Source organism: Atopobium fossor DSM 15642 (assembly GCF_000483125.1).
Taxonomy (GTDB): domain Bacteria; phylum Actinomycetota; class Coriobacteriia; order Coriobacteriales; family Atopobiaceae; genus Atopobium; species Atopobium fossor.
On sequence record NZ_KI519553.1, the window covers coordinates 119209 to 145565 of the forward strand.

The 26357-nt window shown below is 43.6% G+C and carries 24 protein-coding genes; 16 read left to right on the top strand and 8 right to left on the bottom strand.

Translation table 11 applies throughout. The features are described from left to right. Positions 1-187: 187 nt before the first annotated feature. A complete protein-coding gene (locus G469_RS0103260) occupies positions 188-757 on the bottom strand; it encodes a TetR/AcrR family transcriptional regulator (protein WP_028263826.1) in 570 nt (189 codons plus the stop codon). 208 nt (positions 758-965) lie between these two features. Here G469_RS0103260 and G469_RS0103265 point away from each other — a divergent pair, with 208 nt between their 5' ends. From G469_RS0103265 to G469_RS0103275, 3 genes are all read left to right on the top strand, one after another. Then, positions 966-1568, top strand: a complete 603-nt coding sequence (locus G469_RS0103265; protein WP_028263827.1) for a class I SAM-dependent methyltransferase — start codon at positions 966-968, stop codon at positions 1566-1568. Between the two features lie 170 nt (positions 1569-1738). Further along, positions 1739-2590 (top strand): aldo/keto reductase, encoded by an 852-nt coding sequence (locus G469_RS0103270; RefSeq protein WP_028263828.1) that lies wholly within the window; start codon positions 1739-1741, stop codon positions 2588-2590. A 40-nt stretch (positions 2591-2630) separates the two neighbouring features. Then, positions 2631-3806, top strand: coding sequence for an iron-containing alcohol dehydrogenase (locus G469_RS0103275; protein ID WP_028263829.1), 1176 nt, complete (start codon positions 2631-2633; stop codon positions 3804-3806). Between the two features lie 92 nt (positions 3807-3898). On the opposite strand, the gene G469_RS0103280 is transcribed toward G469_RS0103275, so the two are convergent. After that, positions 3899-5647: an ABC transporter ATP-binding protein gene (locus G469_RS0103280; RefSeq protein ID WP_245579116.1), complete on the bottom strand. Its 1749-nt coding sequence runs from the start codon at positions 5645-5647 to the stop codon at positions 3899-3901. A gap of 10 nt (positions 5648-5657) precedes the next feature. Beyond that, positions 5658-7403 carry an ABC transporter ATP-binding protein gene (locus G469_RS0103285; protein ID WP_028263831.1) on the bottom strand — a complete coding sequence of 582 codons (1746 nt, stop codon included), beginning with the start codon at positions 7401-7403 and terminating at the stop codon, positions 5658-5660. A 220-nt stretch (positions 7404-7623) separates the two neighbouring features. Between G469_RS0103285 and G469_RS08210 the strand changes: the two genes are divergently transcribed. Continuing rightward, positions 7624-8616 carry a helix-turn-helix domain-containing protein gene (locus G469_RS08210; protein WP_051353736.1) on the top strand — a complete coding sequence of 331 codons (993 nt, stop codon included), beginning with the start codon at positions 7624-7626 and terminating at the stop codon, positions 8614-8616. Positions 8617-8623: 7 nt separating this feature from the next. Here G469_RS08210 and G469_RS0103295 read toward each other — a convergent pair whose 3' ends face one another. Both G469_RS0103295 and G469_RS0103300 read right to left on the bottom strand, forming a co-directional pair. Further along, the gene (locus G469_RS0103295) at positions 8624-10012 is read right to left on the bottom strand and encodes a hypothetical protein (protein ID WP_028263832.1); all 1389 of its coding nucleotides are present in this window, start codon (positions 10010-10012) and stop codon (positions 8624-8626) included. Continuing rightward, the gene (locus G469_RS0103300) at positions 10009-10401 is read right to left on the bottom strand and encodes a GntR family transcriptional regulator (protein WP_028263833.1); all 393 of its coding nucleotides are present in this window, start codon (positions 10399-10401) and stop codon (positions 10009-10011) included. Before G469_RS0103300 ends, G469_RS0103295 begins: the two co-directional genes overlap by 4 nt. A 217-nt stretch (positions 10402-10618) precedes the next feature. Here G469_RS0103300 and G469_RS0103305 point away from each other — a divergent pair, with 217 nt between their 5' ends. The 4 genes from G469_RS0103305 (at position 10619) to G469_RS0103325 (ending at position 15291) form a co-directional block, all read left to right on the top strand. After that, entirely contained in the window at positions 10619-11464 is an 846-nt protein-coding gene (locus tag G469_RS0103305) for a hypothetical protein (RefSeq protein WP_028263834.1), read from the top strand. Positions 11465-12062: 598 nt separating this feature from the next. Beyond that, complete coding sequence (locus G469_RS0103315; protein WP_028263835.1) at positions 12063-13454, top strand: dihydrolipoyl dehydrogenase family protein; 1392 nt, start codon at positions 12063-12065, stop codon at positions 13452-13454. Positions 13455-13648: 194 nt separating this feature from the next. Then, the gene (locus G469_RS09165) at positions 13649-15025 is read left to right on the top strand and encodes a DUF6630 family protein (protein ID WP_028263836.1); all 1377 of its coding nucleotides are present in this window, start codon (positions 13649-13651) and stop codon (positions 15023-15025) included. A gap of 71 nt (positions 15026-15096) precedes the next feature. Further along, a complete protein-coding gene (locus G469_RS0103325; protein WP_028263837.1) occupies positions 15097-15291 on the top strand; it encodes a hypothetical protein in 195 nt (64 codons plus the stop codon). 223 nt (positions 15292-15514) lie between these two features. On the opposite strand, the gene G469_RS0103330 is transcribed toward G469_RS0103325, so the two are convergent. Beyond that, positions 15515-16582 (bottom strand): endonuclease/exonuclease/phosphatase family protein, encoded by a 1068-nt coding sequence (locus G469_RS0103330; protein WP_028263838.1) that lies wholly within the window; start codon positions 16580-16582, stop codon positions 15515-15517. A 200-nt stretch (positions 16583-16782) separates the two neighbouring features. Here G469_RS0103330 and G469_RS0103335 point away from each other — a divergent pair, with 200 nt between their 5' ends. The 5 genes from G469_RS0103335 (at position 16783) to G469_RS0103355 (ending at position 20648) form a co-directional block, all read left to right on the top strand. After that, complete coding sequence (locus G469_RS0103335) at positions 16783-17985, top strand: iron-containing alcohol dehydrogenase (RefSeq protein ID WP_051353738.1); 1203 nt, start codon at positions 16783-16785, stop codon at positions 17983-17985. Beyond that, a complete protein-coding gene (locus tag G469_RS0103340; RefSeq protein WP_245579117.1) occupies positions 17978-18589 on the top strand; it encodes a DNA-3-methyladenine glycosylase I in 612 nt (203 codons plus the stop codon). The genes G469_RS0103335 and G469_RS0103340 overlap by 8 nt, the downstream gene beginning before the upstream one ends. Before the next feature lie 219 nt (positions 18590-18808). Further along, positions 18809-19798, top strand: a complete 990-nt coding sequence (locus tag G469_RS0103345; protein WP_028263841.1) for a helix-turn-helix transcriptional regulator — start codon at positions 18809-18811, stop codon at positions 19796-19798. 248 nt (positions 19799-20046) lie between these two features. Then, a complete protein-coding gene (locus tag G469_RS0103350; RefSeq protein WP_028263842.1) occupies positions 20047-20247 on the top strand; it encodes a helix-turn-helix transcriptional regulator in 201 nt (66 codons plus the stop codon). Continuing rightward, on the top strand, positions 20247-20648 hold the full coding sequence (locus G469_RS0103355; RefSeq protein ID WP_028263843.1) for a hypothetical protein: 402 nt from the start codon (positions 20247-20249) through the stop codon (positions 20646-20648). Before G469_RS0103350 ends, G469_RS0103355 begins: the two co-directional genes overlap by 1 nt. A gap of 76 nt (positions 20649-20724) precedes the next feature. Here G469_RS0103355 and G469_RS08225 read toward each other — a convergent pair whose 3' ends face one another. Beyond that, positions 20725-21108: a holo-ACP synthase gene (locus G469_RS08225; protein ID WP_051353739.1), complete on the bottom strand. Its 384-nt coding sequence runs from the start codon at positions 21106-21108 to the stop codon at positions 20725-20727. A gap of 3 nt (positions 21109-21111) precedes the next feature. Continuing rightward, positions 21112-21768, bottom strand: a complete 657-nt coding sequence (locus tag G469_RS0103365; RefSeq protein WP_028263844.1) for a TetR/AcrR family transcriptional regulator — start codon at positions 21766-21768, stop codon at positions 21112-21114. Positions 21769-21946: 178 nt separating this feature from the next. Here G469_RS0103365 and G469_RS08230 point away from each other — a divergent pair, with 178 nt between their 5' ends. The 3 genes from G469_RS08230 (at position 21947) to G469_RS0103380 (ending at position 26337) form a co-directional block, all read left to right on the top strand. Continuing rightward, positions 21947-23233, top strand: a complete 1287-nt coding sequence (locus G469_RS08230) for an MFS transporter (protein WP_051353740.1) — start codon at positions 21947-21949, stop codon at positions 23231-23233. A 126-nt stretch (positions 23234-23359) separates the two neighbouring features. Then, the gene (locus G469_RS0103375; protein WP_028263845.1) at positions 23360-24550 is read left to right on the top strand and encodes an MFS transporter; all 1191 of its coding nucleotides are present in this window, start codon (positions 23360-23362) and stop codon (positions 24548-24550) included. A 47-nt stretch (positions 24551-24597) separates the two neighbouring features. Then, positions 24598-26337: a CocE/NonD family hydrolase gene (locus G469_RS0103380; RefSeq protein ID WP_028263846.1), complete on the top strand. Its 1740-nt coding sequence runs from the start codon at positions 24598-24600 to the stop codon at positions 26335-26337. Positions 26338-26357 lie beyond the last annotated feature (20 nt).

The window sequence follows — 26357 nt, forward strand, 5'->3', positions numbered from 1 at the left end:
TTTCTTTTCACAAGAGTTGCTCCCTTCAAGACTAAATTTAAATTCGATATTAAATGTATATAAAACCTAGCATTGGTTTACCTTGACTAACTATATCATTATAGAATTAATATTCAATATTGAATGTCAATAGCAAGCGCTAGGAATGAGTGGCGAGAAAACCCTGCAGGATACTAGGATGTTTTTGTCACAGGGAGTTAACCCCTTCGTAATAACATTGAGCGATGAGTGCCAACATATCACGTGCCTCGTTTTTGCTGCGGTAATGACGAGCTACTTCCATCAGACTCTCTACAAAATTGTTTGCGAGCACGTGAGCAAGCAAGTCTGGGTAGTGTAGGGAGGCATGCCTGTTTACCATGAAGCGGATATGCCTCTCAATGCTTTTAACAAAATCATCCTTTGTATGCTCGTAGGCGGTACCCTGGCTTTTGTCGACAAGAATGACGAGTAGCTTGTGATGAACCAACATATCGAGTAAAGGTCCCTTAGCTGCAATCTGAAATCTCTCCGAAGGCGTATCTGCGAGGATTGACTCTTCCTCATGTGCAATACGGTCAAAATCAAGAGGAACAGACGACACAACGGCCTCGAAAAGCTTCTCTTTGTTCTTAAAATATGAGTACAAAAGGCTTGCCGACACATCAGCAAGCTTTGCAATGTCCTGCATCTTAGCGCTGCGAAAATCTTTCTCGTAGAACACTTGGATAGCTGCGGCAAGTATGCGTTCGCGCACCTCTTCCTTGAGAACCTGCATGCTCTACCTCTCAGCTCCTCTTACTGTTTTTTGCATGGTTCATTATTGATTTATTTTAAGCGATGTCTTTTAAGCTTCAAATTAATTTTGAATTATTACAAAATGGTTGTATATCGAATATCTTATGAGATCTGTAAATTAAAAGGTGTTCAGTCCGGACTTTCCAGCAGTTTTTGCAATAAAGCTGCCCCCTAGAAAGGAGACGAGCTTGTTTTGGAATAACGTTTCTCCCATATACGACCTGTTTGAGAATCTATATAACAAAAAAGTTTACGTGGATACCGGTAAAAGGGTTGCAGAACTTATCACTAATACTGATGACGTGCTTGAATGTGCCTGCGGAACTGGTGCAATTACAGTATACGTTGCCCCTAGGTGCAAGAGTTTGATTGCAACGGATTACGCAGAGGGCATGCTCAAACGTGCGTCACAAAAATGTGCTCACTTTAATAATGTGACATTCCAAAAAGCCGATATTACACATACAGGTTTTAAAGATGCGTCCTTTGATAAGGTAATCGCAGGCAACATAATTCATCTTCTGCCTGAGCCCGAGAAAGTTCTTGCGGAACTCGAGCGTGTCGTGCGACCTGGAGGCAAACTCATCATTCCGACTTATATCAACAAGTCTAAGAAGTCTAGTAGTGTTGCTGCACACTTCATTAAGCGACTGGGGGCAAACTTTCAAAACCAATTTGACTTGAACTCATACAAACAGTTCTTTAGCAAACTGGGATATGAGGATGTTGAATATATAGTCGTAGATGGCAGAATGTCCTGTGCAATCGCAGTGATAAGTGTCTCTCTTTAATATCAGAAATGTGTCACCTCTTATAAAACATCAATATAATATCCAAGTTTTAGCCCAAAAGCAGAAACACTATGTTCTAGCTGGGTATACCTAATACAGTTGTGGAGGGATTCCTCAAAAACTAGGAAGAAATTCTCCATGCATCCCCATCCAAAGGAGAGAAGGTAGCTATGAACAAACCGACCGATTGTTTTGTGCTTTCAAACGGAGTAGAGATTCCGTGTGTTGGCTTTGGAACTTGGAAGGCGGAAAACGGAGCACAAGCCAAACAGGCCGTTCTCGATGCACTCAATGCAGGCTATGTGCATATTGATACGGCAGAAGACTATGGTAACGAGCAGAGTGTGGGTGACGCCATTAAGGAGTCGGGTATTGCGCGTGATAAGCTCTTTGTTACCTCTAAGCTGCAAAATCGTTTCCATAACTACCATCTTGCGTTAGGTGCCTTTGAGGAAACCATGTACAAACTGCAGCTCGATTACCTTGATCTTTTTCTCATCCACTGGCCCAATCCTATTTTCTTCCGCGATCACTGGCAGCAGGCCAATGCAGGTGCTTGGAAGGCTATGGAAGAACTTTACAAAGCAGGAAAGATACGAGCTATTGGTATCAGCAATTTCCTACCTCGTCACATCGAAGAGCTTATGAAGACAGCAGAGATTGCGCCTATGGTCAACCAGATTCGTTTGTGTCCTGGTGAGACGCAAGATGAGCTTGTAGACTACTGCCGTGAGCGCGACATTGTGCTTGAAGCATATAGTCCTTTTGGCCATGGTGATGTATTTGGTGATAATACCCTACAATCCATTGCGGATACGTATGGCAAGAGTGTTGCGCAAGTATGTGTGCGTTGGAGTTTGCAGCGTGGTTATTTACCCCTGCCAAAGTCGGTTACTGTCAACCGTATTAACGAGAATATCGACGTGTTTGATTTTGAGCTGACAGCAAAAGATATGGATACAATCTCTCATTTACCTGGATATGGTGGCTTCCATACCAATCCTGACCTTACTAATTTCTAGTTTTACAAAACCACGTGACCTTTTTTGAAAGGAACGTTCCGTGAACAATTTTAGCTACTACTCACCAACTTACTTTGATTTTGGTAATGATGCCGAGTCTCATACGGGTCAATTGGTAAAACGTTTTGGCGGCAACAAGGTCCTCATTCATTATGGCGGCGGCAGTGTTGTTCGTTCAGGTCTTCTCGATAGAGTAAAAGATTCTCTCAAAGAAGAGGGGATTGCATATGTTGAGTTGGGTGGCGTGCGACCTAATCCGCGTAGTGGTCTGGTATATGAGGGTATCGAGCTTGTCCGTTCCAAAAACGTTGACTTTATTTTGGCGGTTGGCGGAGGCTCTGTTATTGACTCAGCAAAGGCAATTGCGGCTGGTGCTACCTATGACGGAGACTTCTGGGACTTCTTTAGTGGCATGCACCCTGAGGTAGCTTTGCCTATTGGTACCGTACTTACTATTGCTGCTGCAGGTAGCGAAGGTAGTCCTGATTCTGTAGTTACTCATGAGGATGGCATGCTTAAGCGTGCTATGTCGAGTGATGTGTTACGTCCTAAGTTCAGCGTTTTAAATCCTGCACTTACCCAAACTCTACCTGCTTATCAAACAGCTTGTGGTGTTACCGACATTATGGCGCACTTATACGAGCGCTATCTTACAAACACAGAAGATGTTGAAGTTACCGACCGCATGATTGAGGGCTTATTGCTTACGATGGTGCACGAAGGTCCGCGCGTAATTGCTGATCCTCATGATTATGGTGCGCGTGCAAATATCATGTGGGCAGGAACCCAGGCGCATAACAATTCTTGCGGCGTTGGGCGTAGCCAAGATTGGAGTAGCCATACAATCGAACACGAACTTTCCGCATTGTACGACTGTGCTCATGGTGCCGGACTTGCTGTTACCATGCCGGCAGTTTTTCGGTATGTAATGAAACATGATGTGAAGCGCTTTGCACAAGTTGCTGTTCGTGTATGGGGATGTCAGATGGATTTTGCTCATCCCGAGCGCACCGCCAAAGCTGGAATTGATGCACTGCAGCATTTCTTGGTTTCTATTGGAATGCCATCAACTCTGGAGGAACTTGGTGGTAAGGAAGAGGACATTTCCAAACTGGTTGAAGTTTTGTTCCATGGCGTGGAACAAGGAGGCACCATTGGAGGTTTCACTCCTTTGGACACCAAAGACTGTGCTGCTATTTATCGTATGATGCTGTAATTGCGTCTCTACTATAGATGTATATACAAAAAGCGGATGGTAGGTGCAGCCATCCGCTTTAATGTATTTCTGTAACTCAACCAAGACTTTCTCTAACCTAATTTCCACCCTGTAGTTGCTTGGCGCAACGTAATAAAACGTCGATAGATCCCTTCTTCATCCATAAGCTTTTCATGGGTACCGCGCTGCACTATACGGCCCTTATCTAAAACCAGAATTTGGTCTGCAGACTGTACAGTATTGAGCCTATGGGCTATAGAAATTAAGGTTTTACCCTGAGTTAGTTCTTGAATTGCTGCCATTAGCTCATGCTCATTTTCGGGATCTACATTAGATGTCGCTTCGTCTAGGATTACGATGGGAGCATCCTTCATAATGGCTCGTGCAATGGAAATACGTTGCTTTTCTCCGCCGCTAAAGTTGCCACCACCTTCTTCCACCAAAGTATCGTAGCCTTTTGGTAATTCCATAATGAAGTCGTGGCATCGTGCTCGTTTGGCTGCTTCAATTACTTGGGTACGAGTAGCATTGGGTACGCCAAATCGAATATTGTTTTCTATGGTGTCATTAAACAAGTATACGTTCTGGAATACCATGGATATGTGTTCCATGAGGCTTTCCGCTGTTCCTTCTCGTACATTGTGTCCACCTATATACACTGTGCCGGCATCCACATCCCATAAGCGTGATATAAGGTTGGCAAGTGTGGTTTTACCTGAACCTGATGGTCCTACAAAAGCGCAGCTTGTGCCCTCAGGTATGCTTAAACTTACATCGTGAATCACATCATTATTGCCGTAGCTAAAAGACACATGATTTAGGTCAATATTGTAATTATCTAGTACAAGAGGCTTTTTAGTAGTGTCTTGCTGAGGAATAGAGCATACCTCGTCAATTCGATTAAGCTCATTTCCAATCTTTTTAGTGAGAAAAGCACTGTTGTTTGCAATGATGAGTTCGCCATAAATCATAAATGCAGCAGCTAGTAAGGTTAGCGTCCAGCTCAGAGATAGTGTCTTGTTAAGATAGAGTACACAAGCTGCAAAAAGTACTCCACAGCTTGCTAGATTAAACACGAGGACATACAGCTTAAGCAGTCCATGCGCAGATGCTTCTTGATGCTCATCGGCAGCACGCTTCATCTCGAAGGCATCCTTCGCTTTAGCAAGGGATTTATCGGGAGATGTGTACATACGTAATACAGCCATACCCTGAGCATATTCAAAAATTGCATCGCTCATAACTTCCTGAGCTGCAAGGACCTCTTGGGTAGCTTTGCCAGAGCGCTTGAGCAATACATTGAGTACTAATAAACCAGCAGCAATACCTAAAAAGGTAATACCGGCAATGGGTGGCGCTACAAATAAGAAAGACACGCCTAAGATGATTGCCATAGCTACGCCACCAGATAATCCAGTCATACAGATAGTCATAAACTCCTCAAGTTGGTGCACAGTAGTGGTAAGTGTGGTGGTAATGGCAGCTAACTTTTGTTCCGAGAAAAAACCCATAGGAGCGCTTTTTAGCTGGTCTCCAATACTGAGCCGTAGATCTCGAAAAATATGAAAGCCTTCAGCGTCCATTTTAATGTCTACCATATATTGGCAGGCGTACTGTCCTGCAATACTAACCAGTAGCATACCAAGGCATTGTAGAGCTACCAGTCCGTTTAAGGCATGGAGGTGTTCTGTGGCCCACCAGATGGACCCTAGCATACCGGCCATAAAGAAGCCCTTAAGAACATTGAAGACCATGCCTTGAAGCAGATTTGTATGGGATTGGGCGGAAAAACGAGCAGCTAAATCCAAAATACGTTTAATAACTGCATACATACTGTTCATACGCTCCTTTTCATAGTCCTAGTGCTTGCATATGACTTTCCCACATGCGGGCATAGGTAGGACAGCTTGCGAGCAATTTGGTGTGTACTCCACGACCCACAACACGTCCGTCTTTTACTACGACGATACAATCGGCGTTTTGAATAGTGGATAGTCGATGGGCAATTACGATAAGAGTTTTATCGGCTACCAGCTTGCTTAAGGCCTCTTCAACGTAAGATTCATTCTCGGGGTCCGCATAGGCAGTGGCTTCATCCAGGATGATGACAGGAGCATTTTTGAGAATAGCACGGGCGATAGCAATGCGCTGGCGTTCTCCGCCCGAAAGACGCCCACCCGCTTCACCTGCCAGCGTATGGTAACCCTGAGGAAGTGCACGGATAAACTCATCGCAACAAGCCATGGATGCCGCTTTGCGCACTTCATCATCAGTAGCATGTGGTCGTCCGAGTCTAATGTTATCGGCAATACTTGTGTCAAAGAGGAAGGTGTCTTGGGATACATAAGAGATGTGCTCTGCCAGCTGTGATGATGGTATGCTTTGCACGTCTTGTCCGCCAAAACGTACGCATCCGCTTGTAGCGTCCCAAAAACCAGCCATGAGTTTTGCAATAGTTGATTTGCCAGATCCACTTGGTCCTACAATGGCGGTTACCTGTCTAGGTTTAGTCTCTAAGCACACATCGTGCAGTACTTCTACACCGTTATGGTAGGCAAAGGACACATGGTCTAAGACAAAACTTTCTGCGTTAAGCTCCACTCGTTTGGCAGGGCGCATAAGTTCAGGAGTGTTTAAAAAGTCCCAGATAACGTTAAGGCATGTATCCATAACAGCAATTTGACTTGCAGCCTGAGCAAACTTCATGACAGGTCCTATACAACTCAAAGGAATGCTAATGCAAGCAAGAAATGCAGGTAGACTTAACGTTTCTTGGGACATAAACAGTACGCCTAGAGGTAAAGCTATCAGTAGTGTGCAAGGCATAACAGAGCGAATAGCTGCCATCCATACCCAGCTTTGCTTGAACCAGCTTATGGTACTGTCGTGATAGTCGTTTACTGCATCTGAAAATGCTGCATATGATGATGCAGTACGTCCAAATGCCTTAATAACCTGGATACCGTTTACATATTCCACGAGCGAAGCATTGAGATGCTGTTCGCTGGTCACATATTTTTTCATTTTTATCTGGTAGTCCCGCATCATACCTGCATAGAACAAGAAACCTAGTGGAATAGTGGCAAGACTCGCCAGCCCCATACGCCAATCAATAACAAACACGATAATAAAACCCAACAGTGGGCCAAATATGTTAGAGGGTAGCTCAGGCATAAAGTGCGCAATAGAATCCTCAAGTACATTTACGTTATCAACAAAGCGATTCTTTACGGTTCCTATGGGTGTATCAATAATTTCGCCCATAGGCACACGGGCCATCTTCTCTGCCATGAGTTCTCGCATGGTACGCAGTGCTCTAAAGGCAATTCGATGGGATGTCATAGAAGAATGCCAGGTAAGAAAGAATTTTGCCACGTGAGCAAAAGCCGCACCTGCAGCAAGCAATGCTGCAGTTTGCAGCACAAGCGTGCCTTCGATAAGTTTTGCTGCTAATAGTGCAATAACAAGGTAGGGAATCATTCCTAGGGCTTCGCCCAGACATGCAAGGACTAGTGATAGTACCATGCGGGGTTTATCTTCTTCCATAAAATAAAACAGCTTTGTTAGCGCACTTGGATTTTTTTCAGAGGCTTCCATACAAAAAGCTCCTTTCAAAAAAGAAAAAGCTGAGGTCACATGCTCAATGTGGAGGGCATAGCTCTGCACCGCTGCACAAAGGTTATATAATAAAGTTAACTTTCACTTACAATTGGATTGTTACAGATTATGAGACATGTGAGGCATAAAAACTCAAAGCTACGACGTTTTGCGGTATCAAAACGTCTATTTGGGGACAGACAAGACAGGTAAGGTGCGTATGAAAGGCCTCAAAGAGAATATTTACCAGGATGCATTTTGTCTGTGGGATTTTGAGCCGACAGTTCCTAGCAATAAATACGGTCCATCGGGAAGTCTGTATTTGTGTAGCAACAAGATGGGTCATGGTGAATACTGGGTGCATTTTCATGAAAACTTGTTTGCAATAAATGTTTATGAAATGTTCTTTGAAGAGCCTGGTGTCATGCGCTATCAACATGCAGAACATCTATCAATCTGTTTGTATGAGGATGTAACCAATATATGGGCGAGCAATTACCATATAGAGCCAGGTGCTGTTTCGGTATATGTGGCGCAGGACAAGCAAGAATATCGGGTACAGTTTGGTGCAAAAAGTCATATTAAGGCCACTTCTATTACCATCTCTCCTGATTATTATCGTGAATATCTACAGCGTCGTTTTGGAACTATTCCCGATGTGCGAGAGGCTTTCATAAAAATAGATGGTCGCAAAGATTTTCCTGAGCTAGTTTCTGTGTTCCGCCGTATGCGTGATTACCGCGGTGACGGTATGGCTGCAGATTTGTTTTATGAAGGCATCGTAGCCGAGGTTGTAGGACTGGTTGTTAAGCGGGCAGCAGATATTGAAGCTGCCGAGAAGTGCATGACGTTCACTCAAGAAGATGCGCTGGCTCTCGACGGGCTGGAAAGCTATGTGCAGCAGCATTTGGATCAACGCCTCACTGTTGAACAGATGGCACGGCAGTGCTGCATGGGCTTAACAAAGTTCAAGCGGTCATTCAAAAATTATTACGGATGTACGCCGGCGGTGTTTGTGCGAAGAGTACGTATGACGCGGGCTCAGGAGCTTCTAGAGCAGACTGATGATTGTGTTGCCTTGGTAGCTTCTGCCGTGGGATACCGTAAAGTAGATGCTTTTAGTAGTGTGTTCAAACGTTTTATAGGTGTACTTCCCGGGGCTTATCGCGAGCGGTTGCGTTGCGAAGCAGGCGAGAAGGCGGATAAAGAATAACCACTCGTTATTTTTGAGTAAACTCATCCTGCAATTTAATACTGATCTTCTCAAAAATAGTTTTGGTCTGTGCTGTATCGTTTGCTCCTAGAAGGTAGCTTGTATTATCTTTTGTGTGGATGAGAAGCCACGGGCCAGCTTCGGGATTCAAACATACCTTAAGGGATTCGTGTTGACTGGTCAAAAAGTTGCCTTCAAGGAAGGTGTCTGCTGCGCCACCAGAGGTGCGGGTCATCTGAGGAAGCTGATTTACTAATTCGATAGTTAGCACATCGTTCATATCAATCTCGTAGTTTATTAGGGAGTGATATGCCTTAATCGTTTGACCAGAAAGCTCAAGTGAGACAGGCGTACCAAATTCATCTGCCATAAATACTCCTGCTACAGGTAGACATAACAGTATAAATGTGATTGCTATCGCGATTGCTTTGCCTGCTGGTCGAGCTAAGTTAAATGATGTGTTGATGCCAATGCGGTCATTCACAATAAGTTTGGTATCGTCAGGATTGTAGTAAAAGATGCCAAAAATCCAATGGTCGTCTTCGTCCACATAAAGATCCTTACCACTGGCTTTTGTAAGGCGTTCTTGTAGCCCTCGTACGCGCATTTCGGTTGCAAATGCAACAATGATAAGAAAAAGACCAAGCAATATCATACTAACAAGGTACAAATTTGATGAAGCTTGAAAAATAAAATATGACCAGCTCATGAGTGCAAAAATTGTCGCAGCAGTAAGATTCACACATGCCCAAGCACGCCGTCTAATGCGTGTAAGTGTTTGCGTAAGATCGGTGTTGCCATCTACTATCTCGCTGCGGTTGCGGTAAAACCATTGGAAGGTTACCCACATCAAGAGTGTACATGCGGCAGATGGCAGATATATTACTAGGTTGTTATAGTCGAGCAAAATGGGGACTAGGCTTGCTATGCAGATGACGAAAAACCACATCTCCGAGATGCGTGGATATTGTTGAGCTGCCGCGCTGATGTCAGCAATTGTTACACGTTTATTCTCACCTGCTTTTCCGTAGTGCCATCCGCGCTCGGATTTTAGAATAGCAAGTTTGTGATTTGTGAGTGCGAAGATACTTTCTGGGATGATGCAGCTGGCAAGTATCCATAGGCTCCAGCACATCATAAGTGGTCCTGCCCATGTGCGAAGTGCACCTGCCACTGTTCCTATGAGCGCGATAATTGTAAGTATGATTGAACATACCATTTGCTGGCGTCGATACCTGGTAAGGATGGTTGTAACTTGAGTGTCATCACGTGCTGCTTGCGGAAGCGTTACTCCAACAACAATGTTCTTCTTGAACCGTGCATTGTTTCTAAGAATTAGCCACATAAGAAGAGGAAGCCAGCAGATAGATAGCCACATTATGGAAACGGTACTCATAGTAAACTCCCATTTTTTTGAGATGAAACATCGTCCAGTAAATGTTTGCAAAGTGTGAGTACATCCTCGTTTGACATGCCACCAACAATAAGTTCTGCCAGATGCAGGCGTAATGCTTCAATGATGCTGGAATCAGGACTCAAGTCACCTTCCGGTTTGCACACAAAGGTGCCACCTCTTCGATCGCCGCGCGTGTGTCCTTCTTGCTTGAGGAGCTGATAGGCCTTGCTTGCAGTCATAATATTGATGCCACACTCCGATGCAAGGGTACGGACAGTTGGTAGACGCTCTCCAGGTTTAAGCTCACCTTTGGCGATACCTTGTACAATCTGGTCACGAATCTGCTGATAGATGGGAGTTGTGGTTGAGAAGTCTAATTGCAAGAGCATGTCGCAAGCCTCCGATAGCTCTCTTGTACTATTTGTATTAGTAATACTAATACAAATAGTACAAACTTGCAATAAGTAATACGCTTTCAAGGGATTCTCGATATAAGACGTGTCAGTTGTGTGCAACATTTTCCGAAGAAGGCAATTTTTATGTCTTAAGATCTTTATAATATCCTGAGATTATCTAAGCTGTATGTAGTCTAGAGAGGATTCTTTTATGGGATTTGATATTAGCTATCATCCGATTTCTAAAGACCAGATGAATCAGTGGTTTTTTGAGCCTCTGCAGGCGTTAAAAAATGGTGATGACTCTCTTGTGCAGAAGACGGCGGTTGAGTATAGCACCCAAAATGAGTCCTTTTTTGCAGAGAAATACATCGATGTCATGAAGGTTATTGCGTCGAAGGACTCAAAAATACCTAATGAAAAAACAATACTTTATGGGATGGCAGTCATTAGCGGTTTCTTTACCACGTATCAGTATGTTAGAGGGTCTGCCTATTCATTTCTTATAGAAGAACATCCGGAAATGAGAAGATACTGTAGTCCCTGGAAAACATTTTTACCGGATTGGGTTGCTGCTCCCGAGCATGAACAAATTGCAGAAAACTACTCCTCTGGTATCTATATGAATCCCAGTCAAGTTAAAGATTTGCTGACTGATTATGAGACTAATACGGCTATTCATCAGACGTTGGAGGACTTTTTTGGCTCTAACCTTGAAGTCTTTCTTGCGGCACTACGACAAGCTGCAGAATCGTCTTCTGGCATGATGGAAGCATCGGAAGTTATTGAAGTTAATCCCTTTGATCTCAATAACTCAACTTGCTACTCAGATATTATGCTCTGTGACCCTCAAGGAGCCTTTATCTATCAAAAAGTGGCTGAGGAGCAGGTTAAGGCCGCAACGGGGATGGACGCGAGTGAGATTGTTCAAAAAGTAACATACAGTAAGAGTCATGTTGATATATCTGGAGTAAATGAGTCAGAAGCTTCTTCTGCTGATAACACCCAGGATGGCAAGAAAAAGGGACTTCTTGCAAGGCTCTTTGGAAAGAAGTAGTGAGCTTAAGGACTCCAGTGTAATTCAGGACTTTCTATTCTCGTTGTTTGCTTTTCTCAGCATTATATACAGTACAATAGCGGCAATAACGTCGGCAATAAATAGAGCATGCAATATGAGTAGTATAGTCGCCGAGGTATTTGTGATGAGATTTTGCTTACGAGAGTGTACTGTAGCGACAAAACCGTACGAGGATGTGAATAGGAGCGGTACATAGTCAATTACGGCTAATAAGCCTATTACGATGGGTGCCGCAAGGAAAAATCCGGGTATTACTATCATTGCGGTGGATATGGCAAATCCACCGATAAATACCAGTAGGTAAAAAGGAACCATACAAAGCTTGAGCATTATGTATTCCATGTATTTAAAAAATGATTATTACTCTGTGACAATTATACAGAATATTTTAAATCACGTTTAAATATAAATTGAGGCTTTACTCATCTGTCTAAGTTTTTTGTAAAAGAGTTGAGTTTGTTTCCTCTTTAAGGGGCAATAGTGGGTATCTAACAACCTAACAGTGTCCATAAACATCTAAATTAGGTTAATTAAAGCTGGATTATTTTAAACCACAGATAACAGAGGAGATCAGACGATGGAGCAAGACGATAGAGCCGAGCAAAACGTTGAGGTTTTTGACTTGCTGGTTATTGGATTTGGCAAGGCAGGAAAGACCATTGCTATGAAGCGAGCCAAAGCAGGAGATCGCGTAGCTTTGGTTGAGCGCGATGCAGCTATGTATGGTGGTACCTGTATTAATATTGGTTGTGTACCTACAAAGACTCTGTTAACAGATGCCGCTCGTTATGCATTTGTACAAGGCGACGGAGCATCTGCATTTTCTCAAGCACAAGTTCGGCGTAACGAGCTTATCGCAAAGCTTAATGCAGCTAACCTTAACATGGTTAAAAATGCCGGAGTTGAGGTGGTGGACGGTATAGCTTCGTTTACGGGTCCACATACCGTACAGGTTAAGGGCGTTACAACTCGCATTCTTGAGGCAAAAAAGATCATTATTAACACTGGATCAACTACACGCATGCCAAGTATTCCTGGCATTGAGTCTGCACGTGTGTATACCTCCACAACTATTCAGCATATAGATACGTTGCCTGGTAGATTGGTGATTGTGGGCGGCGGCCCTATTGGTCTTGAGTTTGCTACGCTATTCTCTGGTTTTGGTAGTCAGGTTACCGTACTTGACATGCATCCATCTGCGCTTGGTATCTTTGATGAGGATGTGGCTGCCTGTGCGCTTGAGGTATTTGCCCAGCGTGGTGTGACTTTTCGTACGAGCGCAGAGCCAACTTCATTTGAAGATGGTCCAGATACCATTACAATTAAGCTAAAAGATGGATCAAAGTTGCAAGCCGATGCAGTGCTTATAGCAGCAGGTCGTATTCCTGCGACGTCTGAGCTTAATCTTGCGCAAGCTGGTATCGAGATTACCCAGCGAGGAGCCATTAAAGTTGATGAGCACCTACGTACCAATGTTGATGGCATATGGGCTGCAGGAGATGTGAATGGTGGTCCACAGTTCACCTATATTTCCTTTGATGATCACCGTATCATTATGGCAGATGCTTGGCTACAGGCAACACAATCATCTGTTACAGCGCGCACCGCAACAGGACGTCTTTTCCCAACAACAACCTTTATAGAGCCTCCACTTGCTACCGTAGGCATTTCCGAAAAACAGGCTCAAGCAAAGCAAATGGATTATGTGGTCAAAAAGGGTCTTGTTGCCAATATGCCTATTGTTCCTCGTCCAAAAATTTTGGGACAGGCAGATGGCATGGTTAAGTTTATTCTCGATCCAAAAACGGACCGTATCTTGGGAGCAACTCTGTTTTGTACCGATGCACAAGAGCTCATAAATACGGTTGCTGTTGCTATGCAATCTGGTATGACAGCAACTGAATTGGGAGCGGGTATCTATACGCATCCCAGCTCATCTGAGGTCTTTAATGCTGTTTTAGGATTGTAATTGCAGGCGCGTTCTTTTGGTTGAGCCATAATACTTCTGAGCTAGGGGAGTGGTTTATCCAGACGAACGCGCTTTTACATTTTACGAGCTTATCTGAGTCCACAGGAAATACCTTCTCTTTCTCTATATAAGAGGTGACGTATTCTATAATAGGTGGCATTTATTGTAGATAGATGCCTTGAGGGGAATGGCTGATGACAAAAGAAGAGCGCGCTAATAAATGGTTTCATAACGTAGCTGAGGCAGAAGCTATTTCTCTACAGACAAAAATGGATATATGTAATCGTGCGGCAACACGTATAGTGATTATCTTTCTTGCACTATTTTTTGCGGAGTTTATAGTGCTTTTTATGATGGATGACGGCGAGACTCTTAATCGCGTAGCAGATTTTATCAACAACATGGCAGAAGGTAGCCATACTAAGGCACGGTATAAGGGGATAGCTCTTGCAGGAGTACTCATGTGTGCACCGTTGCTTATAGTGCCAGCAGTCGCCGCTATTACATATAAGAATATGTATATTAAGGCAGAAGCTGCTAAGGTTCTTGCTGCAACAAATAACATCAGCCAGACAGCCCAACACAATTTAGTGGAGGCTAAACAGGGACAATCTGCACAAGCGCAGCTATCACAAGAGAAGCTATCATCTGACTTCCTAAAGAATGAATATTCAGATTGGACAATGGATATTGATGGGAAGGCGCAAAAGAGCCTCTCTATAGCAGAGCTAAAACACCAGCTTGCATCAATACTTAACGGCGCTACTGATTTTATGGTTCTCGATTCAACAGAGCCTATACAAATTAAGCAAAGTGGACGTGTTTGTAACTTTGCCCAAATTTGCCAAGATGAAGACCCAGATTATTATCACTTTGAGCTGGGTACGTCTTTTGCAGAACAAAAAAATCAGAACAACAAGAGCAATCAGGACAATGGAATTGTGGTCTATGGAAGAAACGGTCTGAACAAAGTCGAGGTATATACTCTGCTTCAAAAGCTCTTAGACCATCGTATAGTTCCCAATCTTCAAGAATGGGAAATTGTAGTAGACATGCAAATCGAGCATTATACAGAGGTTGAAGCATATGCAGCTATTGTCCAGCTCATGACAAAGGACGCAACAGCAATCTCTAATCTGCAAGCATGTTTTGAGTCACCACAACAGTATTTTAATGCGCATGAAGAGCAGTTTGATGATCGAGGGATTTCCTCTTCGGATGAACCTAGCACAATCAAATGGCTTGCGATTGTAGATGAACTCATGGCTCAAGATGAAGTTGTGGAACTGGACTGGAAAACAGAGCAAGAGGAGTTTTTTGAGCAAGTCAAACCGTTGGCAAGCAAGCAAGGTCTTGAGTTGCAGTTGGACTGGCTCAAAGAAGATGGAGATATTCCCATATGGTGTGCCGTTCTCGATAAAAAGTGGAGTGAGAAAAAGAGCTGTGTTGGAGCGATGGATATATATAGTGACAGCTATGTCTTGTTTATTTGCCAGCGAGAAGTTCTACAGCAGTTGGTTGCATTAGGCAACAAAGTTGGCCATCGTTTTGATCTTGCTACAAATATGTAGTGAGTTGTTGGAAGAAAAATCACGTTAGGCAGGCATTACAGCAAATAGAAAACGCTGAAGTAAGGAAGCTGATGTTTGATAAGTTCAAGAAGGCTCTCTTTGGTAACCCTACAGAACAGCGTTGCGAGCATGCTCGATTTGTGCTGATAGCTGAGCAAATTGCTGCTACAGATGGGAATGAATTTTACGTTGAAGGACGGCTTTTTGGGAAAGCAAAGAGTCCAGTCATACCTTGTTATTATCGATATTCCCGAAAAGGACTGTAAGGAGTATTTCCTTGCTGTATACAATGCTTGCCGTGATGTAATGCATAAGGTGCCTTATATGGATTTTGTAACTCTACAAAGGGCAGGCTTTGCTCAATCAGTAAGGGTCAATCCACCTCTTTATTGCAGGTTGTAAAGGAGATATATTCCTATGGAGTTTCCCTTCCAAGATCCACCGAATATCATCTAAGCACGAGCTGGGAATAGAATTGCGTGTGCAGCTTTACGTTAGAGTAACTGTTAGCTGCACGGGGTTGTGGTCGGTATACTCAAAGTCCGTATCGACAGTCTTTACAGTATCAACCTGGACATTGTCCGAGACAATGAAGCCGTCAATCATATAAAACTGGAAGTTTTTATCAACGGAATCATAAGCACGATCAAGAGAGCGACAGGTTGGCGTGGACGAATCCATGACAGCGTTAAAGCCTTCTCCGAACTGCTTGGTGTCCAATAGGCCCGCTTGCCAAAGCTTGCCACCTTGGGTGGGATACGCGCTGGTATCTACATTGCTAAAAGACTGGTTAAAGTCACCGCCTGCAATAACGTAGTTGCCTTTTGCGCGTTCCTGTTGCATAAGTTTTGCAAGTTGTATGGTTTGTGCAATCTTGCCTTCACCCTCGTCGTAGGCCTCAAGATGCAGGTTAATCATGACAAGCTCAGCAGTGCTGCCTTCAATAGGAAAACGCTCTACTAAGAGGCAACGCTTGATATTACTCATGCTTACAGGCCACTTAAAAGGAATGGGCAGCTGAATGCGCTCTGCCTTGCTGGGTTGGGCACTTGCGAGTGTTTGGATGCCGCTTTCTACATGGCCAATAGGGGGCAGAGGATAAGGCACAAAACCCACTTGGAAATTACGAGCAAATGCATAGGTCCAATTATTGGGGAATGCAGACTGAAGGTCTTTTTGCTCATTAATGCCATAGGAACGAGTGGAATTAGCATCTACTTCCTGGAGAAAAATAAAATCTGGATTGAGGGTTTGCAGGGTGCACTTAATGTTGCTGATGTTGCTTTGTACACCATCGCGGGAGACAGAGGTTACGTTTTTACCGCCATCCATAAAGAAGTCAGCCTCTTTGGATAGCCCACCGTAACCAATATTCCAAGTTACAATACTTAATTTTTTGTCCTTACTAATGGTTGTAGGAGCATTGCCTTCTACCGTAACTGCTTCGGTTGGTGCTGGCTTGAACTCGGTGAGTGATAACCAGCCGATAAAAGCAATGGCAGACAACACTATTATCAAAACAAAAATGCCCAGTGCTTTAAGAACTTTACGTACCATATGTAGAGGCTCCTCAAGAGTCAGATATTTTATGCAAAGCGTTTTGTAACACATTTTTGTATGCGTCTGCAAGATGCTTGTTGCACGCATTGGTATTGTGAAAAAACTTCTACAGACAATACCGTAAAGGCTGTGCTAGTCACATAATTAACGTGAGATATTTAACATAAAAGTGTTTAAGCAAGGAGGCTGGCAGTTTTATGCAATCAAATATAGGTCTACGAGCTCGTCAGCTGTTCTTTAGTGTGGTTATGGGACTGTTACCGAATACTCAGCAAAAGATTTTTGGATTTGGCAAATTACTTGCTGTTGGGAATCTATTTGAGCATCAAGATTTTAGTAAGGTACTGCTTGTTACTACGCCTGGTATGGTAAAACGTGGTGTGTTGGATAGACTTCTGAGCGACTTGACACAAAGAAAGATAGAAGCTCATATCTTTGATGAAGTAATGCCCGACCCAACAGATGAGTGCGCTATGGCATGTGCTCAACGTTACAACAAGGGTGGATGCCAAGCAATTGTAGCTATTGGTGGCGGCTCAGTTATTGACTGTGCAAAGATTGCTGGTGCGTTGGTGGTAAACCCTGGCAAATCTGTAACAGACATTTCTGGCTCTATGCGTGTAGCTAAGCACTTACCGTATTTTATTGCTGTTCCAACAACAGCAGGTACAGGATCTGAAGTGACGGCAGGTGCGGTCATTACAAACGCACAGGAGCATTTTAAACATCCAGTAAATGATCCTCACCTTGTGCCTGACGTTGCAATTTTAGACCCCCAGCTTACTTTGGGCATGCCAGCAAAACTCACGGCATATACAGGTATTGATGCGTTGTCGCATGCGGTGGAAGCATACACTAATCGGTTTTCTCAACAAAAGACTAGGCATGCCGCACGTCAAGCAATCCAGACTATTTTTGCAAACTTGCCACAAGCGTATGAGAATGGGTTGGATATACAGGCTCGAGCAGCGTTACTTGAGGCATCATATGACGCGGGTTATGCCATTACGCACAACTATGTAGGCTATATTCATGCAATTTCTCATGCGATAGGAGCATTGTATGAGCTACCCCATGGATATATCAATGCAATCCTTATGCCTCATGTGCTACGTGCTTATGGATCTGCGGTAGACATATCTTTGGCAGAGTTGGCTCAGTGTGCTGGTGTGTCAAAGACTGGGGCAAGTGATAAGGACAATGCTACGGCATTTATTACGGCGCTTGAAAAGCTTACTGTGCAGTTTGGAATCCCTCATGTTTTGGAAGAGCTTTCCAAGAAGGATTTTGAACTCATAGCTCAACGTGCACTTGCAGAAGGAAATCCCACGTATCCCGTACCAGTAATTTGGAACAAACAGGACGTTATTGGAGTGTTGGAGGCGGTTGCGTGTGGATAAGATAGATGGCGTAGCCACAGGTAATACGGACGAGCTTGATACATGTGCCGAGAAAATACATCGTTGTTCTTGGGGTGATCATGACGAGTTTTCTCGTGCATATCACGACGAGCGTTGGTGCAAGCCGGTACATGATGATGACGAGCTATTTGCCATGCTTGTGCTTGAGGGGATGCAGGCAGGATTGTCTTGGAGTCTGATTCTTAAGCGTGAAGCTGGTATTCGTGCGGCGTGTGATGGGCTACAGCCAGCAAAAGTAGCGTTATACGATGAAGGTAAGGTGCAGGAACTCCTTGAAAACCCTGCGATGATTCGGAGCGTGCGTAAAATCCAGGCAATGGTAGAAAACGCTTGGGCATTTTTGAGGGTGCAAGAAGAGTTTGGCAGTTTTGATTCGTATATTTGGGGCTTTACGAACGGTAGACAGATTGACCATGCACTGGTTTTTGAGAATCAAATGCCAGCAAAAAGCCCGCTTTCGGAGGCGATTAGCAAGGACCTCAAAAAGCGTGGCTTTAAGTTTGCGGGGCCGGTGATTGTGTACTCGTACATTCAGGGCATAGGCCTGATTAATGATCACATCTTGGGATGCTCATTTCGTTGATGCCTATTACATGGGTGTTAGTGGGCAGTGCGTATACCAAACTTTGTATGACTACATCCTAAAATTTTTTATAAGTCTAGGTGGAGTGTTTTTGGGACAGCTATGACGAGTAGCAGACCAGATGCTACCGCTGACGGAATGGGTCTCTTGGCAGCTAAAAGTTACAAGCTGGCTGGGCTAGTATTGGGACAGCGAGACGCCCTGCGTAGGAGGCTTGTAATGCCAGCAAAGAATCATCAGAAACTCAAGTTGCTGCATGTAATGGACATTTTAACAGCCGAGACAGATCCAGACCACGGCCTGACTACTCCAGAGATTATTGAGCGTTTGCAGGAGCGTGGAATTTCTCCCGAGCGCAAGAGTATTTATGCAGACATTGATGCATTGATAGAGTTTGGACTGGATATTCGCAAACTTCCAACACAGCCTGTTTCGTATGCATTGGCAGAGCGTAATTTTGAGATTAGTCAGCTTACATTACTTATTGATGCCGTGCAGTCTAGTAGGTTTTTGTCGGATGGAAGTTCTCGCGCGCTTGTTAAATCTATTAAGCAAATGGCGTCTAAATATGAACAAAAGCTTCTTAACAAACAGGTTCACGTGCATGGACGTCCCAAGACACAGACGCAGTCGGATTTTGTGACGGTCGATAAGCTCCAGGAGGCCATTGCTCGTAAGCGCAAGGTGTCGTTCCATTATTTTAAGTACAACGCATCTAAAAAGCGTGTTGCTCGTAAGGGTGGGGCAACGCATGTAGTAACGCCTATTAACCTTACGTATTCTGATGGCAATTATTATTTGGTTGCATACAGCGATGCGGATGAACAGATTCGCAATTATCGCGTTGATCGTATGGACCGCATTTCTCTATGTGAAGAAGCGGCAGAGCGCAACGAAGCTATTCACTCATATAACCCCGATGAAGTGGGAAAATGTGCTTTTAGTATGTATGATGGCAAGCGAGTAATAGCAACGTTGTGTGTAGAAGCGGATGTGATGAATGTAGTGGTTGACCGCTTTGGCGCAGATGTTTTGTCTGTTCCCATCAACAATGGTGCGGCGGCTCGCGTGACGGTAGCCGTTAAGGAAAGCCCTGTTTTTTATGGCTGGCTGGCTACGCTGGGCACTAAGGTAACTATCGAGAATCCCGTGTCATTGCGTGCGTCATATGCTGAATGGCTCAAAGGGATTGTCGAGCTCTATAGCTAGGCATAGCTAAAAACACAGTTAAAAGCACAACTGAAGATTCAGCTAAAAATTCATCTAAAGCTAGGTTTTCTCAATAGATGTAAAGTCTGCTTGACATTTAAGATGAGTAAGATAATACTATACCTAAGAAGAGTGTAAAGGACGCTTTACACTTAGCGATATCGCATGGAAGAGACAAATAAGAAGTTGTAGTAAAGCCAAGACATGTTTGCGGTACTTCTTGGCAAGGTCAGTACAGAGGAGGCGTAGTGGAAAATAGAATCGTTTCTCTGAGACAAGAACATGGATTAACACAGCAGGGTCTGGCACAAAAAGTTCAAGTAACCCGTCAGACAATTATCTCATTGGAAAAAGGTAAATATGATCCATCTATTGGGCTGGCACACAAGATTGCACAAGTGTTTAACCTGCGCATAGAAGATGTTTTTATCTTTGAGGAGGACAACTAATGGATGCCAAAAAGAGGACTTTGAGTGCTGTCTTTTTAATAGTTACAGGCGTGGCATTAGTGCTTATTGCTAATTTTTTGATTCAAAATAGCTCATTGTTTGGTGCAGGATGTGCATTCATTTGTATTGGTTGCATCCGAACATATCAGTTGTTTCGCTATAAGACAGATGCCAATTATGCTGCTGAGCGTGACATCAATAATCATGACGAGCGTAATCTTGCCCTATATAGGCAAGCGCAAGCAACAACGTTTGTCATTACGGCAGTTGGATTAGCCATTGCGGCTATTGTTACAAATTTGCTTGGTCAAGAGCTTATTGCGCAGGTAGTTTCTGTTGTTGTTTCGTTAATGCTTACTATCTTTATAGCGACCTACTGGGTTATTCGTACAAAGAGCTAAAGCATAGTTGGTTAAAGGTTTTGGTGGCTTGGACATATTTGTGTACTAAGCCACCAGAGGTATATTCGTACGTACTCTATAGACGCTCAAGAACTACTACGGTGTTTACGTATTTATCTTCAAAAGAAGCAGAAACATACAGGCTATAGCTATCATTTGTAATTGCCTGTGCAACTTCATGCATAGAACCCAATAAAGCAACAGAAGGACGGCCTAACTCATCGGTTGCATATTCAATTTCGTTGAATTTAGCATCATTGGGCGATATGCGCAGGGCTTTAAAGACAGACTCTTTCATGCTAAAACGTATAGCAAAACTAACCAAAGGGGAGTCACTTGTAAGAGAGTCTGTTATTTCTCGTTCAGTAAAGCTGCGTTTAAAAAAGGGATCAGACCATGCACCATTTAAATGTGCGAGCCGATTGAGAGCCAAAATATCTGTTCCTATACCAACAATCACAAGTTAATCCTTTTTTGAGTTTTGGCTTGAGTCTCGATTAGTTATGACGCCACTTACAAAATCAGCACCAAAATATCCGAGGGCATTACCGCCTACTCGCATAGAATTTATGATGACACTTAAAGCATCTCTTGTAAGTGTAGTTTTCTTATTAAGAAGATAGTCCTTAATAAGCAGTAAATGTGTCATAGTCATGGCCTCATTAAACCCATCACGTAAGTCGTCGTTGGGCATATGATCCATATCCATAAGCATATTTACATGACGCTTAATAGATCTGTAAAACTTTTCCTCAAAATAAGGATCTCCATGAGGTCCTAACATAGCCTGTAGAGAAGCGCGGTGAGCATCGCAACAATCAAACCACTCATTAAATCCTATTGGAGGCTGCAACTTAAATTTATCTGGATGGTAATCGTGCACCAATCCGGCATCAATTTTACTTATTGCAGTAATGTCTACCTGGCTAAATGAAGATAAAATTGCATCTTCAATAGCTTGGATAACTTCAAAAATGTCATCAAAGTAATTATAAAAGGAACTGCGAGAGATGCCGGCTGCTTGGCATAGCTGCATAACAGTAATCTTGTCAAACCTATTCTCTTTTAGTAAATCAATAAAGGTAAACACTATAGTGTCACGTATTTTTTGCTTGGCCATAGGTTTCCTTCGTCATCTCTTATACCAAGTCTATTATATGAATTTATAGTCATATTTTGGACACTCTTATTCAACTATGTCCAATTTGGACACTTTGTTGCCTTTGTGTGCAGGACTTACGCATAAGCCGCTACTAGAGTTGATGTTGCAAAAGCTATTGGCTTGAAAGGCGGCAATAATGAGTGATACTTTGCAAAGTTCTAAGCTGCATGTATTGCGCGCTTGGCCTTTATTGGCTTTCTCGGTGTTGTGTTACTTCATCACGTCTTCGGTGGCAAGTTCTATGAACATTGCTTCCACTATTATTGGCGACGCCCGTGGCTGGGATCCTGTAGTTCTTACTTCTATGATTTCTGTAGCCAGCATTGGAAATGTAATTTTAGGATTTGTTGCTGGCCGTATATGCGTTAAGCATTCTCCCAAAACCCTTTGTTTCATTTGGGGAGCTTTGTATGTTTTAGGGCTTGCTGCTATGGGAACCAGCAAAGCATTTTCTCTCTTTTTGATTGCCATGATTGTGGCCAATGCGACTGCTTCTGCATGGGGCTACAACACGGTGCCCGTATTGCTTACAAATTGGTTCCCCATGCGCAAGGGTACTGTGCAAGGCTTGGTTTCCATGGGTATTCCTTTGGGTGCTGGCTTTGCAGCAATGGTCTACAACTTTGGTTTTAAAACCTGGGGTGTAGACGGTGCATTTATTCCCTTTGTTATTATCGCTGCTGTAACATTAGTGCTTCTTGCTTTTGGTATCTCGGATACTCCAGAACAGCGTGGTCTTACGCCAGATACGATGGAGTATTGTAAGACCTCTAGCGCACACGAAGCACAAGCAGCGGGTCAGGGTTTTGAGCCTTCAAGTCAAAAGGCAATAGAGCTAATTAAGAATCCTCGTTTTATGGTTCTTTCTATTATCTTAGGCTTTCAACTTTTATATGCTGGTGGTCTTATGGTGCAGATTGTGCCGCGCCTATTTGAGCTGGGCTACTCCATGGATGAAGCTGTGGCAGATATGCTTATTTCTGCAGGATTTGCTTGTGTGGGTAGTGTAGTGTGCGGTGTGATTGGCGATAAGTTTGGTTCTCGTACAGGCGTTATTCTCACATTTATTCTGGGCATCGTTGGTGTTCTCTGTAACTTGTTGGGCAATCACGTGGCTGTAATTGCAAGCCTTGCAATTATTGGCATTGTTACTGGTAGTGCAGATAACTGGCCAGTAAATATTTGTGCAGAGTATTACGGTCGCGATGGCTTTGCAAATACTTTTGGCATCATGCTCCCCGTTATTCAAATTGTTGGTGCATTTGGTCCTATGTTTTTTGCTCAAATTGCTGGGATTTCTGGCACCTATGCACTTTCTTACATAGGTGGTGCCGTGCTTATGGGCATTGGTCTTGCTGTTTTTATTCTTCTCACCAAAGATGGCATGTTGGACAAATCAAACAGCGCTTTAAAGGATGAATGACTCAAAAGAATATGGCAGATAAATGCTTCAGACAAAACAGGTAAATGTCTGTAGTTTACAGCAAGTATTACAAGGGGATTTGATCGCAAAAGCGGTCTGAATATCGTTAGAAAGAAGAGGCAAAACATGATTAAGAACAACCTCAAAACCTTGGTTGGCGTGTATAGTTGCGCGCTTTCCTTAATGGCTTTGATTGTCCCAGTTCCTGTTTTGGCAGGTATTGCCCAGGCGTTTCCTGGAACACCCATTACCTCCATTCAGTTAGTTGTTACCCTTCCAAGCTTGATTGCTATTCCAGTTGGTATTTTGGTTTCCAAACTGGCCTCAAGAGTATATAAAAAATATACTGCCTTGTTCTTTACTGCGTTCTATATTTTTGCAGGCACCATGCCTATTTATCTGCACGGTAGCATTACCGAACTGTTGGTATCTGCTGCTTTAGTAGGTGTTGCACTGGGTGGTCTACAAAATGCAATGACTACTATTATCCCTGATTATTTTGAAGGGGAGTCTCGTGGTGCAGTTTTGGGCTTGCTTTCCACGTTTGTTTGCTTAGGTGGCTTCATTTATACCGCCGCTGCAACTACCTTTGGTGCTCAGGATTGGACTCACGCTTTTTATGCATATTTCATCGTAGGTATTTTCTTTATTCTTGAGCTTATCTGTCTTCCTAAAGGTAAACTGGAGCCCAAGGCCACCAAGAATGAACATGTTACAGTTCCTTCTCAGGTAATTGTTCTATGCATCTTTATGTTTTTGCTGTACACCTTCTGCCAGCTCTTTAACTCTAATGAGGCATTGCTGGTAGCAGAGCGTGGCTTAGGTGCTACTGCGGAGGCAGGAATGGCGTCTTCTGCTTACACCATTTCTGGTATTGTTGCTGGTCTTATTGTTGCTCCTCTCATTAAGGCATTTAAGAAGCATTCTCCAACAGCCACTTTTGTTTGTGCCTTTGCTGGTTTGGCCTGCTATGCACTTGCCCAGAATATTATGATGCTCTGTATTGCTGGCTTCTTTATTGGCCTTGCCTATCAGACCTTTACTCCCTTTGGTGGCATGGGTGCTGCAAACTTCTCTGGTGCTATGGGTATGGCATTTAATATGGCACTTTGCAACGCAGCAGGTTCTTTGGGACAGGCTCTTTCTCCTTTTACCACATCTTTCTTGGGCGGACTTGTAGGCGGTTCTATTACCAACATGATTTGGATTGGTGTTGTTGCAATGGGAATTTTAAGCATTGCCGCCTATGTGTACTTTGGCAAAAACGATATTACCAAGTCTCCTACTGCAGAGTCCGCGTCTGTAGTCGAGGCATAAGTTGACCAAATAGTTATTCAGGCATCGTTTAGATAAGAGGTTCTAATATGGCACGTGAACTTGTTACAAAGACTGTTGAATGCAATGGCCATCCTACGGATATTTTAATGCGCCAAATGCTCATTCCCTGTTCAAAAGAGGAGTTTGATGCAATGACGCCAGAAGAGCGCGAAGAGCACAAGGTTTTGACTCCTCTTAATAATCGTGTGTATGAGCCAGAACCAGGCATTATTTGCATGCAAGATGTGGCTGTAGAGATGCGCGACGGTGTAAAGATTTACGTTGACATTTATAAGCCTAAGGATATTCCTGTAGTACCTCTGATTGTCTCTTGGTCTTTCTATGGTAAGCGTCCTTTTGATGGACAGTCTGACTGGCAGATTATGGGTGTTCCACCCCAAACTGTCTCTAATATGTCTAAGTTTGAAAGCCCTGATCCTGGTTACTGGTGCCGTCACGGCTATGCAGTAGCAAATGTTGATCCTCGTGGTGTAGGACACTCTGAGGGAGACTTTGTACAGTTTGGCACCCAGGAGGGTAAGGACGGCTACGACTTTATTGAGTGGGCAGCCCAGCAAGCATGGTGTAATGGTCATGTTGGTTTGTCTGGCAACTCTTGTGTGGCAATGACTCAGTGGCGTATTGCTTCTCAGCAACCACCACATCTTTCTTGTATTGCCCCTTGGGAGGGAACAAGCGATATGTATCGTGAGTCTCTCTATGAAGGTGGTATTCCTGCTCACACCTTTGTTGGTATGGTGGTAAAGGAGGCTGTTGGTCCCAACTATATTGATGATACGGCTGCAAATGCCGAGAAGTACCCCTTCATTGATTGTGATTACTGGAAAGATAAAGATCCCATCTGGAAGAACATCACTTGTCCGGTATACACCACTGTGTGTTGGAATCACTTCCACTTACGCGGCTCCATGCAGGCATTTCGCAAGATTAAATCTCGCAAGAAGTGGATTCGCTGCCATCGTAACTTTGAATGGCCTGATGCTTACTCCAACAAAAACTTACAGGATCTTGAACTCTTCTTTGCTCGCTATCTGAAAGACGAGCGCAATGGTTGGGAGCTTACTCCTACAGTACGTCTTGAGGTACAAGATGCCTATGAATATAACTATCAGGAGGATCGACCCGAGACGAGTTTTCCGCTCAAGCGTACACAGTATCAAAAGCTCTATTTGGATGCTTCTGATCTGTCTATGAAGAATGCGCCTGTAGATAATCAGGCTATGGCTGCATATCAAAGTGAGGATGGTGAAGTATGTTTTGACTACACCTTCTCAGAGGATACTGAGCTTACAGGCTATATGAAGCTCCATTTGTGGGTAGCAGCAGAAGAATATAATGATGCAGACTTATTTGTAAACATTCAAAAACTCTCTACTACGGGTGAGTGGCTGCCCATTACGTTGTTTGGCGAGAATCATCCTGGAGCATGGGGCAAACTTCGTGTTTCTCGCCGTAAGCTTGACGAAAAACTCTCGACTGATTTTCAGCCTGTTCAGGCACATACAGTTTCTGAGAAGCTCGAGCCTGGTCAGATAGTTCCTGTGGATATTGAAATTTGGCCTACCAGTCGTTTTTGGCACAAGGGTCAGCAGATTCGTGTACAGATTTCTGGCCGCTATATCCGTGAGGATTGGTTTGAGCCTCTAATGTGGGATACGGATAATAAGGGACGCCATCTTATTTATACCGGCGGCGAGCACGATTCCTTCCTGCAAATTCCTGTTATTCCTCCTCGCTATCAGGATGGCGACTACATCTATCGTTAGGTTTATTTAATGCAGCAGTA